The organism is Streptomyces sp. NPDC047117, from assembly GCF_040643545.1.
Taxonomy (GTDB): Bacteria; Actinomycetota; Actinomycetes; order Streptomycetales; family Streptomycetaceae; genus Streptomyces.
The window spans coordinates 147,970-165,300 of record NZ_JBEYUN010000015.1 but is presented as its reverse complement, the minus strand read 5'-3'; the positions used below and the strand labels follow the sequence as shown (position 1 = coordinate 165,300).

General features: G+C 72.2%; 12 protein-coding genes. 9 read left to right on the top strand and 3 right to left on the bottom strand.

Features of this window, described 5'->3' with window-relative positions:
• Positions 1–133 precede the first annotated feature (133 nt).
• The 5 genes from ABZ840_RS26990 to ABZ840_RS26970 all read left to right on the top strand — a co-directional run bounded on the left by ABZ840_RS26990 (position 134) and on the right by ABZ840_RS26970 (position 9,009).
• Positions 134–1,576, top strand: coding sequence for a diaminobutyrate--2-oxoglutarate transaminase family protein (locus ABZ840_RS26990; RefSeq protein WP_361563046.1), 1,443 nt, complete (start codon positions 134–136; stop codon positions 1,574–1,576).
• 437 nt (positions 1,577–2,013) lie between these two features.
• The gene (locus ABZ840_RS26985; RefSeq protein ID WP_361563149.1) at positions 2,014–4,071 is read left to right on the top strand and encodes an IucA/IucC family protein; all 2,058 of its coding nucleotides are present in this window, start codon (positions 2,014–2,016) and stop codon (positions 4,069–4,071) included.
• Positions 4,072–4,265: 194 nt separating this feature from the next.
• Positions 4,266–4,913, top strand: a complete 648-nt coding sequence (locus ABZ840_RS26980) for a GNAT family N-acetyltransferase (protein ID WP_361563147.1) — start codon at positions 4,266–4,268, stop codon at positions 4,911–4,913.
• 214 nt (positions 4,914–5,127) lie between these two features.
• Positions 5,128–6,900: an IucA/IucC family siderophore biosynthesis protein gene (locus tag ABZ840_RS26975; RefSeq protein ID WP_361563145.1), complete on the top strand. Its 1,773-nt coding sequence runs from the start codon at positions 5,128–5,130 to the stop codon at positions 6,898–6,900.
• Between the two features lie 75 nt (positions 6,901–6,975).
• Complete coding sequence (locus ABZ840_RS26970) at positions 6,976–9,009, top strand: ATP-dependent DNA helicase (protein ID WP_361563044.1); 2,034 nt, start codon at positions 6,976–6,978, stop codon at positions 9,007–9,009.
• Between the two features lie 297 nt (positions 9,010–9,306).
• Here the strand turns inward: ABZ840_RS26970 and lexA are convergent, their stop codons facing one another.
• Positions 9,307–10,098, bottom strand: coding sequence for a transcriptional repressor LexA (gene lexA, locus ABZ840_RS26965; RefSeq protein WP_361563043.1), 792 nt, complete (start codon positions 10,096–10,098; stop codon positions 9,307–9,309).
• 539 nt (positions 10,099–10,637) lie between these two features.
• On the opposite strand from lexA, the gene nrdR reads away from it, so the two are divergent.
• Both nrdR and ABZ840_RS26955 read left to right on the top strand, forming a co-directional pair.
• Positions 10,638–11,159, top strand: a complete 522-nt coding sequence (gene nrdR / locus ABZ840_RS26960) for a transcriptional regulator NrdR (RefSeq protein ID WP_361563041.1) — start codon at positions 10,638–10,640, stop codon at positions 11,157–11,159.
• A gap of 120 nt (positions 11,160–11,279) precedes the next feature.
• Entirely contained in the window at positions 11,280–14,150 is a 2,871-nt protein-coding gene (locus tag ABZ840_RS26955) for a vitamin B12-dependent ribonucleotide reductase (RefSeq protein WP_361563039.1), read from the top strand.
• 88 nt (positions 14,151–14,238) lie between these two features.
• On the opposite strand, the gene ABZ840_RS26950 is transcribed toward ABZ840_RS26955, so the two are convergent.
• Positions 14,239–14,775 carry a TerD family protein gene (locus ABZ840_RS26950; protein ID WP_361563037.1) on the bottom strand — a complete coding sequence of 179 codons (537 nt, stop codon included), beginning with the start codon at positions 14,773–14,775 and terminating at the stop codon, positions 14,239–14,241.
• Positions 14,776–15,129: 354 nt separating this feature from the next.
• Here ABZ840_RS26950 and ABZ840_RS26945 point away from each other — a divergent pair, with 354 nt between their 5' ends.
• Complete coding sequence (locus ABZ840_RS26945) at positions 15,130–15,735, top strand: YdbC family protein (protein WP_361563035.1); 606 nt, start codon at positions 15,130–15,132, stop codon at positions 15,733–15,735.
• Positions 15,736–15,805: 70 nt separating this feature from the next.
• Here ABZ840_RS26945 and ABZ840_RS26940 read toward each other — a convergent pair whose 3' ends face one another.
• Positions 15,806–16,465 carry a TetR/AcrR family transcriptional regulator C-terminal ligand-binding domain-containing protein gene (locus ABZ840_RS26940; RefSeq protein ID WP_361563033.1) on the bottom strand — a complete coding sequence of 220 codons (660 nt, stop codon included), beginning with the start codon at positions 16,463–16,465 and terminating at the stop codon, positions 15,806–15,808.
• 206 nt (positions 16,466–16,671) lie between these two features.
• Here ABZ840_RS26940 and ABZ840_RS26935 point away from each other — a divergent pair, with 206 nt between their 5' ends.
• Positions 16,672–17,331, top strand: a complete 660-nt coding sequence (locus ABZ840_RS26935; protein ID WP_361563031.1) for a histidine phosphatase family protein — start codon at positions 16,672–16,674, stop codon at positions 17,329–17,331.

Sequence of the window (17,331 nt, the reverse complement as noted above, 5' to 3'; positions counted from 1 at the left end):
ATCCGGTGCCCGTGACGTCGTTGGTACGTACGGGGGACGGCCGGTCCGTGTTCACGGGACGGCCCACACAGCCGGCCACAGGCGCCGCGAGGCGCCCCGGTGGCCCGTTGAACAGCAGGAGGACAACACCGCCGTGGCCTTGACCCAGCCTCCGCCGATGGCACCGCCGCTGGCCCATGAGCAGATCCTGCGGAGGCAGTCGCTCCGCGAATCCGCCGCCCGCACATACGCGCGTTCGCTGCCCGTCGTCCCCGTCCGCGCCCGCGGGCTGACGATCGAGGGCGCGGACGGCCGCCGCTACCTCGACTGCCTCTCCGGCGCCGGCACCCTGGCGCTGGGACACAACCACCCCGTCGTGCTCGAAGCGATCCGCGCCGTCCTGGACTCCGGCGCCCCGCTGCACGTCCTGGACCTCGCCACCCCCGTGAAGGACGCCTTCACCAGCGAGCTGTTCGCCACCCTGCCGCGCGAGCTGGCCGAGCACGGGAAGGTGCAGTTCTGCGGCCCGGCCGGCACGGACGCCGTCGAGGCCGCGCTGACGCTCGTACGGACCGCGACCGGCCGCAGCGGTCTGATGGCCTTCACCGGCGCGTACCACGGCATGACTGCCGGGGCGCTCGCCGCGTCCGGGGGCGCGCGCGACACCTCCGTGACCCGTCTCCCGTATCCGTACGCCTACCGCTGCCCCTTCGGGACCGGCGGCGGACGCGACACCGGGGAAGCCGCCGACGGCGGGGGACCGGAGGCCGCCGAGCGCGGCGCCGAACTGTCCGCGCGCTGGGCGGAGAACGCCCTCGCCGACCCCAAGAGCGGTGTGCCGCGTCCGGCGGCCATGATCCTGGAGCCCGTGCAGGGCGAGGGCGGCGTGATCCCCGCCCCCGACAGCTGGCTGCGGCGGATGCGCGAGATCACCGCGGCGCACGACGTCCCGCTCATCGTCGACGAGGTGCAGACCGGCGTCGGCCGTACCGGCGCCTTCTGGGCCGTCGAACACAGCGGTATCGTCCCCGACGTCCTCGTCCTCTCCAAGGCCATCGGCGGCAGCCTGCCGCTCGCGGTGATCGTCTACCGCGAGGAGCTGGACACCTGGCGGCCCGGCGCGCACGCCGGCACGTTCCGCGGCAACCAGCTCGCCATGGCGGCGGGCGCCGCGACACTGGCGTACGTACGCGAGAACGGCCTCGCCGACCACGCCGCCGAACTGGGCGCACGGATGCTCGCACGGTTGCGCGGCCTGGCCGCGCACCACGACTGCATCGGCGACGTACGCGGCCGCGGCCTGATGCTCGGCGTGGAACTGGTCGACGCGGAGGGCCCCGTGGGCTCCGACGGCGCGCCGCCGCCCGGCTCCCGGCTCGCCGCCGAGGTCCAGCAGCAGTGCCTCGACCGCGGCCTGATCGTGGAGCTGGGCGGGCGCGGATCCGCCGTCGTACGCCTGCTCCCGCCGCTCACCCTCACCGACGAACAGGCCGACGCCGTACTCGACCGCCTCGCCGACGCCATCGCGGCGGCGGTCCGTTCCACTCCCGGATCCGCGGGCACCCCCCTCCCCACGATGCGAGGCACCACCCCATGACCGAACGCCTTGGCCCTGCGACGAACGGGCCGACCGGCCCCTCCCCGGACGCAGCCCCCACGGCCGAGAACCCGGCGGACGCGGCACAGCACGCACCGTCACCGGCCGACGGCCCCGATGCCGCCGCGCCCCCGGCGAACGCAACGGACTCACCGGACTCCGCCGCGACGGCCCCCCGGGGCGGCCGCGCGGCGACCGGCCCCGGCGACGACGGAGCCGCGCCGCAGCCCGACGTACGGCGCGGCCCCGGCGAAGACGGTGACGGGGCGGCGAGCACGCCGCCGGCCGACGAACCCAGCGTCCCCCGTCAGGCACGACGCATCGGCCACGTCTGCGAGGCGGGCCTGCCGGCGAGTGCCGACGGAGGCGGTGGGATGGCCATCGATGTGGCCGCCGATGTGGCCGCGCGCACCGGTGCCACGTCGCTGCCCGGCGCCATGTCCCTGCCCGGCCCCGCGGCCGGTCCCGTGGCGGGCCCCGAGGAGGGCCCCGACCCGCTGGAGCACCCCGACCCGGCGGTGGCCGCGGACGCGGCGGGCGTCGAGAACCTGCTGCGCTGCTGGATCCGGGAGAACGGCGTCCCGCGGCCGGCCGGCGCCCACCTCCGGCTGCCGCTCGCCGCCAGCGGTACCGTCCTCGGCATCCCGGTCCGCTACTGGTCGGCCACCGGCTGCCACCGCTTCGGCCCGCCCGTACTGGAGCAGGCCCCGGCCGGCGCGCCGCCCGTGGACGCCGTCACCCTCGCCGCCCTGCTCCGCCGCGAAGCGGTCGGCGGCGGAGCGGTCGGCGGCGGAGCGGTGGACGGCAGCGCGGCGGACGGCGGAGCGGTGGACGGCGGAGAGCCGTGGGAGACGCCGGCCTCCGACGGCCCGGCGGTCAACGGCGTGAGCGCGCACGCACCGGCGCCACGTGGCACGACCGCGCACGCACCGGCGCATCTCAACGGCTCGGCCAACGAGCACTCCCGCACCACCGCTCCCGATTCGGGCACCCCTGCTCCCGGTTCGGGCGCCACCGCTCCCGGTTCGGGCGGCTCCGCCGAGGACGCCGCCGAGCTGATCGGCCGGGTGGCGAACTCCGTACGCTGCACCGCCGTCATCCTCGGCGAGCGGCGGGACCACCCCGCCACCCCGCACGGCGACCGCTTCCTGGAAGGCGAGCAGTCGCTGATCCTGGGGCACCCGCTGCACCCCACCCCCAAGAGCCGCGAGGGGCTGTCCGAGGGGGAGATCCACGCGTACTCACCGGAGCTGCGCGGCTCCTTCCGGCTGCACTGGCTGGCCGTGGACCGGTCCGTGCTGGCCATGGACTCCGCCTGGACCGCCCGCGGCCGCGCCGTTCCGGCCGACCACCTCACCGCCGGCCTCGCCGGTCTCGCCGGCGAAGGGCCGGCCGTCCCGGAGGGCAGCGCCCTGCTGCCGCTGCACCCCTGGCAGGCCCGCGAGGTACGGCACCGCCCCGAGGCCGCCGCCCTCCTGGAGGCCGGTCTGCTGCACGACCTCGGCGCGCACGGCGCGCACTGGCACCCCACGTCCTCCGTACGCACCGTCCACTGCCCCGGCGCGGACGCCATGCTCAAGCTCTCCCTCGGGCTCCGGATCACCAACTCGCGGCGGGAGAACCTCCGCAAGGAACTCCAGCGCGGTGTCGAGGTGCACCGCCTGCTCCGCAGCGGCCTCGCCGAGCAGTGGCGCGCGGCGCACCCGGGCTTCGACGTCATCCGCGACCCGGCCTGGCTCGCCGTCACCGGTACCGACGGCACTCCCGTCCGCGGCCTCGACGTCGTGCTGCGCCACAACCCCTTCGGACCGGCCGACGACGCCGTGTGCGTCGCGGGGCTCACCTCTCCGCGGCCCTGGCCCGGCCACGACGGCCTGCGTTCGCGCCTCGCCGACCTCATCGGCACGCTGACCGCGCGCACCGGCCGGCCCACCGGGGCCGTCGCCGCCGAGTGGTTCCTGCGCTACCTCCACACCGTCGTACGCCCCGTCCTCTGGCTCGACGGCACCGCGGGCGTCGCCCTGGAGGCACACCAGCAGAACACCCTCGTCATGCTCGACGCCGACGGCTGGCCGGTGGGCGGCCGGTACCGCGACAATCAGGGGTACTACTTCCGCGAGTCCCGGCGCGCCGAGCTGGACCGGCGGCTGCCCGGCATCGGCGTCGAGAGCGACACGTTCGTCCCCGACGACGTCACCGACGAGCGCTTCGCGTACTACCTCGGCATCAACAACGTCCTCGGCCTGATCGGCGCGTTCGGCGCTCAGAAGCTGGCGGACGAGGGGGTACTCCTCGCGGCGTTCCGGCGGTTCCTGGCCTCGGCCGCCACCGAGCCGAAGGAGCACCGCTCGCCGCTCGCCGCGCACCTCCTCGGCGCGCCGGCCCTGCGGTGCAAGGCCAACCTGCTCACCCGGCTGCACGGCCTGGACGAACTGGTCGGCCCGGTCGACACCCAGTCCGTGTACGTCACCCTCCCCAACCCGCTCGTCACGTGACCCCAGCGGCCACGGCAACCCGCCCCCACGAGGCCACGAGAGGAGCACCCGCCGTGCCCCCTGTCGAACCGCCTTCCTCCCCGGCCGCGGCCCCCACCGGTGCCCCCGCCGGGGTTGCCACCGGTGCCTCCGCCGGTGTCCCCACCCCCGGCGAGCCCGGCCGCCGCGACAGCTCGGGCGACACTCTCGACCTCGTGCTGCCGCCCGAGCCGGCTGCCCTCGGTGCCCAGGACGTAGCGCCCCGGGTGCGGCCCGGTGACCCGGCGTCCGGGCCGCTGTTGGACGCGCTCGCCGGGTGGGGGCCCGCCGAGACCCCGGCCGGGCCCTTTCAGCTCGTACCGGTACGGCTGGAGCGCGACCTCTCGCTGATCTCCGGCTGGATGAACGACCCCGCCGTGGCCGCCTTCTGGGAACTGGCGGGGCCGCCCGGCAGGACCGCCGCCCACCTGCGCACGCAGCTCGACGGTGACGGCCGCAGCGTGCCCTGCCTGGGCGTACTGGCCGGCGTCCCCATGAGCTACTGGGAGATCTACCGAGCCGACCTCGACCCGCTCGCCCGCTACTACCCGGCCCGCCCGCACGACACCGGCATCCACCTGCTCATCGGCGGCGTGGCCGACCGCGGCCGGGGCCTGGGCGCGGCCCTGCTGCGGGCCACCGCCGACCTCATCCTGGACCACCGGCCCCGGTGCGGCCGGATCGTGGCCGAACCCGACCTGCGCAACACCCCCTCCGTGGCAGCCTTCCTCAGTGGCGGGTTCCGTTTCGCCGCGGAGACCGACCTGCCCGACAAGCGCGCCGCTCTGATGATCCGCGACCGCGCGTTGCGCACCGTCCTGTGACCCGGCACCGGCCCCGGACCCCGGCCCCCTCCGGACACGTTCTCCCCGTATCCGCTCCCTCCGACAACGACCCGCTGCGAATTCCCTTATGCCGCTCACGCCGAGCCCCGAGGAGCCAGCCTTGTCACCGTCCGCCCAGCCCGCCCATACCGCCGGCCCCACCGACCCGTCGCACGTCACGGACCCGACGGGTGCCGCCGACCGATCCGGTCCGATCCGCCCGCCGGTCCCGGCCGGCCCGTCCGACGCCGCCTGGCAGCATGCCGCCCGCCGCCTCCTCGCCAAGACCCTCGCGGAACTGGCCTACGAGGAGGTCATCGCCCCCGAGCCGGACGGCACCGCTCCCTGCGGCACCCCGCGCTACCGCCTGACCCTCACCCCCGACGTCACCTACCGCTTCCACGCCCGGCGTGGCGCGTACGGCCACTGGTGCGTCGATCCGGACTCCATCACGCCCACCGGCGACCCCCTGCATTTCCTCTTCCACGCCCACGAGACCGTCCTGGGCCTGAGCGGTGACACCACCGGCCACCTCATCCGTGAACTGACCGCCACCCTTGCCGCCGATACCCGTCTGGACGCCACCGCCGTCTCCGCCGCCGAGCTGGCCGATCTCGACTACGCGGCCCTCGAAGGCCACCAGACCGGGCACCCCTGGCTGATCGCCAACAAGGGACGGCTCGGCTTCTCCGCCGCCGACGCCGGGCGCTGGGCCCCGGAAGCCCGCACCCCCTGCCGGCTGCCGTGGATCGCCGCCCACCGCGACCTGGCCCGCTACCGCGGCACCGGCCCGCTGGCCCTCCCCGACCGCCTGTACTCCGAAGAACTCACCCCCGAACTCCGCGACGCCTTCGCCCGCACCCTCACCGACCAGGGCCTCGACCCCGTCGATTACCTCTACCTCCCCGTGCATCCCTGGCAGTGGGACGAGACCGTCGCCCCGCTCTTCGCCCCCCAGATCGCTGCCAAATTCATCGTCCCACTCACCACTGACAACGACCTCCGGCTGCCGCAGCAGTCCATCCGCACCTTCCTCAACACCAGCCGCCCGCACGCCCGCACGGTCAAGCTGCCGCTGTCCGTCCTCAACACCCTCGTCTGGCGCGGGCTGCCCACCGAACGCACCCTCGCCGCCCCCGCCGTCACCGCCTGGGTCCAGGGTCTGCGCGACGCGGACCCGTACCTCCGCGACGAGACCCGCGTGATCCTCCTCGGCGAGACCGCGTCCGTCACCGTCGAACACCCCCTGTACGACCGCATCCCCGGCGTCCCCTACCAGTACAAGGAGTTGCTCGGCTGCATCTGGCGCGAGCCGATCAGTCCGCTGCTCGACCCCGGCGAGCGGGCCCGCACCCTCGCCTCGCTGCTGCAGACCGACCCGCAGGGCCGGGCCCTCACCGCCGAGCTGGTGCACCGCTCCGGCCTCGCGCCGCGCACCTGGCTGCGCCACCTCTTCGCCGCCCTGCTGCCGCCGCTGCTGCACTTCCTGTACCAGTACGGCACCGTCTTCTCCCCGCACGGCGAGAACGCGATCGTCTGTTTCGACGCGCACGACGTCCCCACCCGCCTCGCGGTCAAGGACTTCGTCGACGACGTCAACACGACCGACGGGCCGCTGCCGGAACTGGCCGCCATGCCCGAGGACGTACGCGAGGTCCTGCTCACCGAACCGCCCGCCTTCCTCACCCAGTTCATCCATTCCGGGCTGTTCGTCGGCGTGTTCCGTTATCTGGCGCCGCTGTGCGAGGAACAACTGGGCGTACCCGAGGGCGAGTTCTGGTCACTCGTACGGGCCGAGATCCTGCGCCACCACGAGCGCTTCCCGCACCTCAAGGAGCGGCACGCCATGTTCGACCTGCTCACGCCGGAGATCGAACGGCTCTGCCTCAACCGCAACCGTCTCCACCTGGACGGATACCGTGATCGGCCGCACCGCCCGCACGCCGCCGTGCACGGCATGATCCCGAATCCGCTGCACGCCCCCTGACACGACCGTGCGACCGGCCGCGGGGCGGCCTGGGCCGGGCGGAGTGTCAGTGGGCCCGCGTAGGCTGGCAGCGCTATGACGAAGCCCTCCCTCCCCGAACTGCTCCATGCCGCCGTCACCGCCGTCGGCGGCACCGAGCGCCCCGGCCAGGTCGCCATGGCCGAGGCGGTCGCCGAGGCCGTCGACAGCGGCACGCACCTGCTCGCCCAGGCCGGCACCGGCACCGGAAAGTCCCTCGGCTATCTGGTGCCGGCGCTGGCGCACGGCGAGCGGGTGGTGATCGCTACGGCCACCCTGGCGCTCCAGCGCCAGCTGGTCGAGCGCGACCTGCCGCGTACGGTCGAGTCGCTGCATCCGCAGCTGCGCCGCCGCCCGCAGTTCGCCATGCTCAAGGGCCGGTCGAACTATCTCTGCCTGCACCGCCTGCACGAGGGCGTGCCGCAGGACGAGGAGGAGGGCCTGTTCGACCCCTTCGAGCAGGCCACGGCCACGAGCAAGCTCGGCAAGGACCTGCTGCGGCTGCGGGACTGGGCGGACGAGACGGAGACCGGCGACCGGGACGCGCTCACCCCGGGCGTCTCCGACCGGGCCTGGGGCCAGGTCTCGGTGTCCTCGCGGGAGTGCCTGGGCGCGTCGAAGTGCGCGTACGGCGCGGAGTGCTTCGCCGAGGCCGCCCGCGAGCGGGCCAAGCTCGCCGACGTGGTGGTCACCAACCACGCGCTGCTCGCGATCGACGCCATCGAGGGCGCGCCGGTCCTGCCGCAGCACGAGGTACTGATCATCGACGAGGCCCACGAGCTGGTCTCCCGGGTCACCGGCGTGGCGACGGGCGAGCTCACGCCGGGCCAGGTCAACCGCGCGGTGCGGCGGGCCGCCAAGCTCGTCAACGAGAAGGCCGCCGACCAGCTGCAGACCGCCTCCGAGACCTTCGAGCGGCTGATGGAGCTGGCCCTGCCCGGCCGCCTGGAGGAGATCCCGGAGGACCTCGGGTACTGCCTGATGGCGCTGCGGGACGCCGCCCGTACGGTGATCTCGGCGCTCGGGTCGACCCGCGACAAGTCCGTCCAGGACGAGGACGCCGTCCGCAAGCAGGCGCTGGCCTCCGTGGAGAACGTGCACGCGGTCGCCGAGCGGATCGCGAACGGCTCCGAGTACGACGTGGTCTGGTACGAGCGGCACGACCGCTTCGGCGCCTCGCTCCGCGTCGCCCCGCTGTCGGTGTCCGGGCTGCTGCGCGAGAAGCTCTTCGACGACCGCTCGGTCGTGCTGACCTCCGCGACCCTCAAGCTCGGCGGCGACTTCAACGGTGTCGCGGCCTCGCTGGGCCTGGCCCCCGAGGGCACGCAGGGAGAGGACGTGCCGCCCTGGAAGGGACTGGACGTCGGCTCCCCGTTCAACTATGCGAAACAGGGCATTCTGTACGTCGCGAAGCACCTGAACCAGCCGGGGCGCGAGGGCACCCGTACGGACATGCTGGACGAGCTGGCGGAGCTGGTGGAGGCGGCCGGCGGGCGGACGCTCGGGCTGTTCTCCTCGATGCGGGCCGCGCAGGCCGCCGCCGAGGAGCTGCGCGGCCGCCTGGACGTGCCGATCCTGCTGCAGGGCGAGGAGACGCTCGGCGAGCTGATCCGGGCGTTCGCTGCGGATCCCCGTACGTGCCTGTTCGGGACGCTGTCGCTCTGGCAGGGCGTGGACGTGCCCGGGGCGAACTGCCAGCTGGTGGTCATGGACCGGGTGCCCTTCCCGCGCCCCGACGACCCTCTGATGAGCGCCCGCCAGAAGGCCGTGGAGGAGGCCGGCGGCAACGGCTTCATGGCGGTCGCGGCGACGCACGCGGCGCTGCTGATGGCACAGGGCGCCGGCCGTTTGATCCGCGCCTCCGGGGACCGCGGCGTGGTCGCCTGCCTCGACCCGAGGGTCGAGCGGGCGCGGTACGGCTCGTTCCTGCGCGCCTCGATGCCCGGCTTCTGGTACACCACCGACCGCAACCAGGTCCGCCGCTCCCTGGCCGCGATCGACGCGGCCGCCCAGGCGGCGGAGGCATCCGAAAAGGCCGGAACGGCCGCTGAGGCGGATGCGGAGGACGTCGAGGAGCCTGCGGTCGGCTGACGCGTAACCGGGGTCGGAGAGACCCCGCTGAGCCGGCGGAGAGGGCACTCAGGGTGCCCGCCGCCCGACGGCCTCGTACGTACACGGCCCGACGGTCCAGGACGTGGGCAGGCCGCGATCCGGGGCGCACGCCGTCCGCCGCCCCCGCGGGACCTGCGCCCACACGCGGCGCTCACGCAGGCCCCACACACGCGGGCCCCGTATACCGATCGGTACACGGGGCCCGTTGCGTTCACCGCGGGCGGCTCCGGGGAGCGGTCTGCTCCGGGGGGAGGCGCCGCGGGGCGGTCGTGGTGCTCAGACGCGGCGGAGGACCGCCACCACCTTGCCGAGGATGGTCGCCTCGTCGCCGGGGATGGGCTGGTACGCGGCGTTGTGCGGGAGCAGCCACACATGGCCGTCCTCGCGCTTGAAGCGCTTGACCGTGGCCTCGCCGTCCAGCATCGCGGCGACGATGTCGCCGTTCTCCGCGACCGGCTGGCGGCGGACCGTGACCCAGTCGCCGTCGCAGATCGCGGCCTCGACCATGGAGTCACCGACGACCTTCAGGACGAAGAGCTCGCCGTCGCCCACCAGCTGCCGGGGGAGGGGGAAGACGTCCTCGACGGACTCCTCGGCGAGGATGGGGCCACCGGCGGCGATCCGGCCCACCAGCGGGACGTACGACGCGGCGGGCTTGCCCGTGGTGTCGGCGGGGGCCGCGGCCGGCTGGTCGGAGCCGCGGACCTCGTACGCACGCGGCCGGTGCGGGTCGCGGCGGAGGAAGCCCTTGCGCTCCAGGGCCATCAGCTGGTGCGCCACCGACGACGTGCTCGACAGCCCCACCGCCTGGCCGATCTCGCGCATGGACGGCGGGTACCCGCGGCGCTGGACGGAGTCCCGGATGACTTCGATCACCCGTCGCTGCCGGTCGGTGAGACCGGAGCTGTCCGCGCGGATTCCTGGGGGACGACCGGGCAGCGAGCGCGCCGGCTTCTGGCCCTCCGGGTTCATCGTGGCCTCTTCCATGGGTGCTTTCTGTGTCGGCTCGAAGCGGCCCTGGGAGTGGCTCTGTGCGGCGATGATGGCGCTGTCTGCGGTGGTGGTCACGTCGGCCCCTCTCGGAATGTTCTCCCTAGTTAGCCAACGGTAGTTGCTTTCGAAAGGTTGCGCCAAACACACGTTCGAGTGAAAATTCGCGGATTAGCTGACCTGATCAGGGGATCGGGTGTATAGCCGACAGGCGTCCGAAAGGCGATAACGGGCATTACGGTACCGTTCCGGCCGGGAATTCTCCGCGGCGGGTGCCTGTTCCGTCAGTGGTTCCGCGACGATCACGACGCGCCGCCGTGACCTGCCCAAGTCTGTCATTGCCGCCCCTCGGGAGCGGCCACCGGGGGGTCTCACGTACGCTCGTGGCTGCCGCGCCGCCGCGACACGCGGTGTGTGCATTTTCTCGCCCGGCACCACATGTAGTGCTTGGATGGGCGACAGCCACCAGACGTTGTGGTCCATGGTCTTCTTCGGCCTGCGGATCGCCTATGCTTGTGGTCGCTCCGGAGGCCCCCGTTCGGGCCCTGTCCGGGCTATTAGTCGTACGTCGGACGACGTGGCGTACGTCCGTTTTCGAGGGTGAGGAGGGTGAAGCCATGCACTGCCCCTTCTGCAGGCACCCCGACAGCCGGGTCGTGGACAGCCGCACCACCGACGACGGCACCTCGATCCGCCGCCGCCGGCAGTGCCCCGACTGCTCCCGGCGGTTCACGACGATCGAGACGGCGTCACTCACGGTGATCAAGCGGAGCGGGGTCACCGAGCCCTTCAGCCGCGACAAGGTCATCGCCGGCGTGCGCAAGGCGTGCCAGGGCCGGCCGGTCACCGAGGACGCGCTGGCCAAGCTCGGCCAGCGGGTCGAGGAGGCGGTCCGCGCGACCGGCAGCGCCGAGCTGTCCACCCACGACGTCGGGCTCGCGATACTGGGCCCGCTTCAGGAGCTGGATCTCGTGGCGTACCTGCGCTTCGCGAGCGTGTACCGGGCGTTCGATTCGCTCGACGATTTCGAGGCGGCCATCGCGGAGCTGCGTGAGCAGCGGCCGCCCTCGCAAGCCTGCGGGAACTGCGGGGAGGCCGAGAATTCGGCGGTCCCCGTGCCCGCCCCCGCCGCCGACTGAGTCGGCGCGCGGCCCAGACCTCGCCGGAGCTGAGCAGGAGCCCCGGCGCAGCAAGACATACACCGTGCCACGGGAAGAAGTGTGCACATCAGGGCGTTTACGCCCGTACAGGGAGGCGGCATGACAGAGACGACGAGCGGCCCGGCGCGAGGCTCCCGCAAGGGCAGCAAGGCGAGCAAGGGTCTGCGTATCGAGCGCATCCACACCACCCCCGGCGTGCATCCGTACGACGAGGTGGCGTGGGAGAGCCGTGACGTCGTCATGACCAACTGGCGCGACGGCTCGGTCAATTTCGAGCAGCGTGGCGTCGAGTTCCCCGACTCCTGGTCGGTGAACGCGGTCAACATCGTCACAAGCAAGTACTTCCGTGGCGCGGTCGGCTCCCCGGACCGGGAGAAGAGCCTCAAGCAGCTCATCGACCGCGTGGTGAAGACGTACCGGAAGTCCGGCGAGGAGAACGGTTACTTCGCTTCCCCGGCCGACGCGGAGATCTTTGAGCACGAGCTGGCGTACGCCCTCCTGCACCAGATCTTCAGCTTCAACTCGCCGGTCTGGTTCAACGTCGGCACGAAGCAGCCGCAGCAGGTCAGCGCCTGCTTCATCCTCTCCGTCGACGACTCCATGGAGTCGATCCTCGACTGGTACAAGGAAGAGGGGATGATCTTCAAGGGCGGCTCCGGTGCCGGCCTGAACCTCTCCCGCATCCGCTCCTCCAAGGAGCTGCTGTCCTCCGGCGGCAACGCCTCCGGCCCGGTCTCCTTCATGCGCGGCGCCGACGCGTCCGCCGGAACGATCAAGTCGGGCGGCGCCACCCGCCGCGCCGCCAAGATGGTCGTCCTGGACGTGGACCACCCGGACGTCGAGGCCTTCATCGAGACCAAGGTGAAGGAGGAGGAGAAGGTCCGCGCGCTGCGCGACGCGGGCTTCGACATGGACCTGGGCGGCGACGACATCACGTCCGTCCAGTACCAGAACGCCAACAACTCCGTCCGCGTGAACGACGAGTTCATGAAGGCGGTCGAGACCGGTTCGAAGTTCGGCCTGCGGGGCCGCATGGACAACGAGGTCATCGAGGAGATCGACGCCAAGGGTCTCTTCCGCAAGATGGCCGAGGCGGCCTGGGCCTGTGCCGACCCCGGCATCCAGTACGACGACACCATCAACCACTGGCACACCTCGCCGGAGTCGGGCCGGATCACCGCCTCGAACCCGTGCAGCGAGTACATGCACCTGGACAACTCCTCGTGCAACCTGGCCTCGCTCAACCTCATGAAGTTCCTGCGCGACGACGACAAGGGCAACCAGTCGTTCGACGCGGAGCGCTTCGCCAAGGTCGTCGAGCTGGTCATCACCGCGATGGACATCTCCATCTGCTTCGCGGACTTCCCGACCGAGAAGATCGGTGAGACCACCCGCGCCTTCCGCCAACTGGGCATCGGCTACGCCAACCTCGGCGCCCTGCTGATGGCCACCGGCCACGCGTACGACTCCGACGGCGGCCGCGCGCTCGCCGGTGCCATCACCTCCCTGATGACCGGCACCTCGTACAAGCGCTCCGCCGAGCTGGCCGCGGTCGTCGGCCCGTACGACGGTTACGCCCGCAACGCCGACGCCCACAAGCGCGTCATGAAGCAGCACTCGGACGCCAACGGCGACGCCAAGCGCATGGACGACCTGGACACCCCGGTGTGGGCCGCGGCCACCGAGGCCTGGCAGGACGTCCTCCGCCTCGGCGAGAAGAACGGCTTCCGCAACGCGCAGGCCTCCGTGCTGGCCCCCACCGGCACCATCGGCCTGATGATGGACTGCGACACCACGGGCGTCGAGCCGGACCTGGCCCTGGTCAAGTTCAAGAAGCTCGTCGGCGGCGGCTCGATGCAGATCGTGAACAACACGGTCCCGAAGGCCCTCAAGCGCCTGGGCTACCAGCCCGAGCAGGTCGAGGCGATCGTGGCCCACATCGCCGAGCACGGCAACGTGATCGACGCGCCGGCCCTCAAGCCGGAGCACTACGAGGTCTTCGACTGCGCCATGGGCGAGCGCTCCATCTCCGCGATGGGCCACGTCCGCATGATGGCCGCCGCGCAGCCCTTCCTCTCCGGCGCGATCTCCAAGACGGTCAACGTCCCGGAGTCGGCCACCGTCGAGGAGATCGAGGACGTCTACTTCCAGGGCTGGAAGCTCGGCCTGAAGGCGCTCGCGATCTACCGCGACAACTGCAAGGTCGGCCAGCCGCTCTCCGCCAAGAAGAAGGAGGAGGAGAAGAAGGCCGAGCCGGTCGCCGAGAAGAAGGTCGTCGAGTACCGCCCGGTCCGCAAGCGTCTCCCGAAGGGCCGTCCCGGCATCACCACCTCCTTCACCGTCGGCGGCGCCGAGGGTTACATGACCGCGAACTCCTACCCGGACGACGGTCTGGGCGAGGTGTTCCTGAAGATGTCCAAGCAGGGCTCGACCCTCGCGGGCATGATGGACGCCTTCTCCATCGCGGTCTCGGTCGGCCTCCAGTACGGCGTGCCGCTGGAGACCTACGTCTCGAAGTTCACCAACATGCGCTTCGAGCCGGCCGGTATGACGGACGACCCGGACGTGCGGATGGCGCAGTCGATCGTCGACTACATCTTCCGCCGCCTGGCGCTGGACTTCCTGCCCTTCGAGACCCGCTCGGCGCTCGGCATCCACTCCGTCGAGGAGCGGCAGCGTCACCTGGAGACCGGTTCGTACGAGCCGGCCGAGGACGAGCTGGACATCCAGGGCCTGGCCCAGTCGGCCCCGCTGACCCCGGCGACGTCCGCGCCGACCTCCACCGAGGAGGTCGTCGAGGAGACCGCGGCGCCGGCCCCGAAGCAGGCGCACACCAACGCGGAGCTGGTCGAGATGCAGCTCGGCATCAACGCCGACGCCCCGCTGTGCTTCTCCTGCGGCACGAAGATGCAGCGCGCCGGCAGCTGCTACCTCTGCGAGGGCTGCGGCTCCACCAGCGGCTGCAGCTGACGATGAGCCCCTCCGGGGCTTGAGGTGACCGCCGAGGGCGGTGGTGGCGAGGTCTCGCCGCCACCGCCCTCGGCGTTTCCCGCCGGCATCAGCTCGCGGCGGGCCCGCGCCCCATCCACGAGGCGAACTCTTCGGGGTCGCCGCCGAACCCGCGGACCCCGTTCTTGAACCGCCACTCGCCGTCGTCGTCCCGCACGAATTCCGCGACCACCGCGGCGGTGGAGCCGGCGACCGCACCGAAGTCGTCCTTGGCCAGCTCGTCATAGCCTTCGAGGACGCGGACCACCGTGTTCGCTATGTCGCCGAAGGTCCGGCCGCCGTTCCGCTGCTGAATGGCGACGCCCACCACCACCCGGCCGTACCGGTCCGCCAGCCGCGAGAACTCCAGCGTCATGGCCTCGTCCACGCCGAATCCCTGGCCGGTCCTGCTGTCCCGGTTCAGGGTGATGGTGCCGTCGGGGGAGCGCTGGTCGAAGTGCACGAGGTAGTCGGGCTCGCCGCACACGGAGTCCTTGAGGTACGTCGCGGCGATGATGTCGAGGTCGTTGGCGGGCTCACCCTGGGGGCTCGGGTCCCATTTCAGCGTGACCTCGGCCTTGTCGATCCCCTTGTTGAGACTGCTCACCGGTCTTCCCTTCCTCGGACCTGGGCACCGTGGCCGGAGCCGCCCGTCTGCCGCCCGTCTTCCGGCGGAGACCGCTCCGGCGGCCAACCACCGGCTGCTTCCCCAGACTTACCCAACCTGCTGCTTCACATGAGTCACCCATGCTGCCACGGCGGTGCGACACGCAGTGCGGTGATTTGCCCGGAGCGTAACCGCCGCCACTGACAACCGCCGGGCGCGCGGGGGTGATCGGGACGTACGCCGGAGCCCGAACCGGAACGTGCGCCGGAACTCCGGGCGCCGTACACGTGAGTTGAGGTGTGCGTTCTGTGACGCGCAGTAACGCGAGGGACACCAGGGCCGTACGATGGCGCGGTGCTGGTCAAGTGGATTCGCTGCACCGTGGTGGACCGTCGGGGGTTCGAGCGGGGGCAGCGCAAGTGGGCGGGGCTGCTCGGTGAGCCGGGCTTCCGAGGGCAGGGCGGCGGGTGGAGCCGTACCCGGCCCGGCGTCGCGCATCTCGTGGCTTTCTGGGAGAGCAGGGCGTTCTACGACTCGTTCATGGCGAGATCGCACGACCGCCTGGCCGCCGCCCAGACCGGCACGTACAAGAACGGCCAGACCCGGCTCTTCGAGCACGAGCTGGACGTCAAGGTCGGCTTCAGTCCCGTCTTCGCCGACGCCGATGTGCTGCGGCTCGCGTACTGCCAGGTCAGGGCGGACCGCGTCGATCACTACAAGCTGATGCAGGAGAAGGTCTGGAACCCCGCGATGGCGGGCTCTCCCGGGATGCTGCGCGGCCTGCTGGGGCGCGCTCCGGGGGAGGAGTTCCTGGTCCTCTCGCTCTGGCAGTCGGCGGCCGAGCGCGGCAAGTACCGCCCCGAACGGCTGGAGCGGCTGGCGCTGAGAGCCCAGTTCGCCGCCGATGTCGCGGGCGTCACGGGCGACGTGGTCGACCTGGAACCGTCCTGGACGGTCTGAGCGCCGTGGGGCGGCCGGCGCCACCGCGGGCAGCCCTGCCCGCGGAGCGGTCCGGCCGGGGCGCTCGTCCTCACTCGCCCGTCGTGAACACTCCCGCCCGGGCCGCCGCCAGGGTCAGCGCCACGGCCTGCTCGGTGTCCTTCTCGTCCAGTCCCTCACGCGTGATGAACAGCCGGAAGAAGAGAGGGGCCGCGAGCGCGCGCACCAGCGCGCCGGCGTCCAGGGCCGAGCGGGGGCCGGGCAGGTCGCCGCGTGCGACGGCGCGGTCCACGATCGCTTCGCAGCGCGCGAATCTTTCCGTGTAGTACGCGCGCAGCGCCGCCGCGGCCCGCTCGGAGGGGAAGGCTGCGGCGATCACGGCGGAGCTGGGCGCCGCGGTCGTGGGGTCGGTGAACGACTGGAGCACCTCCGTCGCGAGGGCGCGCAGGTCGCCGTCGAGCGAGCCCGTGTCGGGCGGGGTCCAGCGGTCCTCGCCGGCCAGGTCGAGGGTGTCGGCGATCAGCCCGTCGACCCCGCCCCAGCGGCGGTACAGCGTCGTCTTGTGCACGCCGGAGTGCTCGGCGACGTACTCGACGGTCAGGCCGGAGTAGCCGTGTTCGGTGAGGCCGGCCAGCACGGCGTCGCGGACGGCCGTCCGCGTGCGGGCGGTGCGGCCGCCGGGCCGCCGGGTGCCCGGCTGGGCGGTGCCGGCGCCCCGCCCGGTCTTCGCGGTCTCGTCCTCGACAGGCAAAGACTACTCCAGTTGCGTTAGTGATTACGGTGTGTCATCATGGACATCGTAACGCAACACCGGTTGCATTACGTTCGCTCGGCCGCCCGGTGCGGCCTCGGGGGAGGCGACGATGTTCACTCGGTTCTTTTCGGTGTCCGGGCTCCGCTCGCTGTGGGGCCGTGGCGCCCCGGGCACGGCCCGACGCCGCGTTTTAGGCTGGCGGCATGGCACGCCCCCGACGCATCGTCCTCATCAGGCATGGAGAGTCCGACGGCAATATCGACGACACGGTGTACGAGCGGGAGCCGGATCATGCCCTGAGTCTGACGGAGCGCGGCATCAAGCAGGCGGAGGAGGCCGGCGGGCGGCTGCGGGCCCTGTTCGGGAGCGAGCGCATATCCGCGTACGTCTCCCCCTACCGTCGTACGCACCAGACGTTCCAGGCGCTCGGTCTGGACACCGACCTGGTCCGGGTGCGCGAGGAGCCGCGGCTGCGCGAGCAGGACTGGGGCAACTGGCAGGACCGGGACGACGTACGGCTCCAGAAGGCTTACCGCGACGCCTACGGCCACTTCTTCTACCGCTTCGCGCAGGGCGAGTCGGGCGCCGACGTCTACGACCGGGTCGGCGCCTTCCTGGAGAGCCTGTGGCGCAGCTTCGAGGCGCCGGACCACCCGCCGAACGTCCTGATCGTCACGCACGGGCTGACCATGCGGCTGTTCTGCATGCGGTGGTTCCACTGGACCGTCGCCGAGTTCGAGTCGCTGTCCAATCCGCACAACGCCGACCACCGCACCCTGCTGCTGGGACCGGACGGGCGGTACCGCCTAGACCGGCCCTTCGAGCACTGGTGTACACCGCAGTCCTACGGCAGCACCGGTTAG

Excerpts from the sequence above, each read along its gene's own strand:
- ABZ840_RS26985 (WP_361563149.1), top strand. The coding sequence starts at position 2,014 with ATGTCCCTGCCCGGCCCCGCGGCCGGTCCCGTGGCGGGCCCCGAGGAG.
- ABZ840_RS26955 (WP_361563039.1), top strand. The coding sequence starts at position 11,280 with ATGACAGAGACGACGAGCGGCCCGGCGCGAGGCTCCCGCAAGGGCAGC.
- ABZ840_RS26935 (WP_361563031.1), top strand. The coding sequence starts at position 16,672 with ATGGCACGCCCCCGACGCATCGTCCTCATCAGGCATGGAGAGTCCGAC.
- nrdR (WP_361563041.1), top strand. The coding sequence starts at position 10,638 with ATGCACTGCCCCTTCTGCAGGCACCCCGACAGCCGGGTCGTGGACAGC.
- ABZ840_RS26970 (WP_361563044.1), top strand. The coding sequence starts at position 6,976 with ATGACGAAGCCCTCCCTCCCCGAACTGCTCCATGCCGCCGTCACCGCC.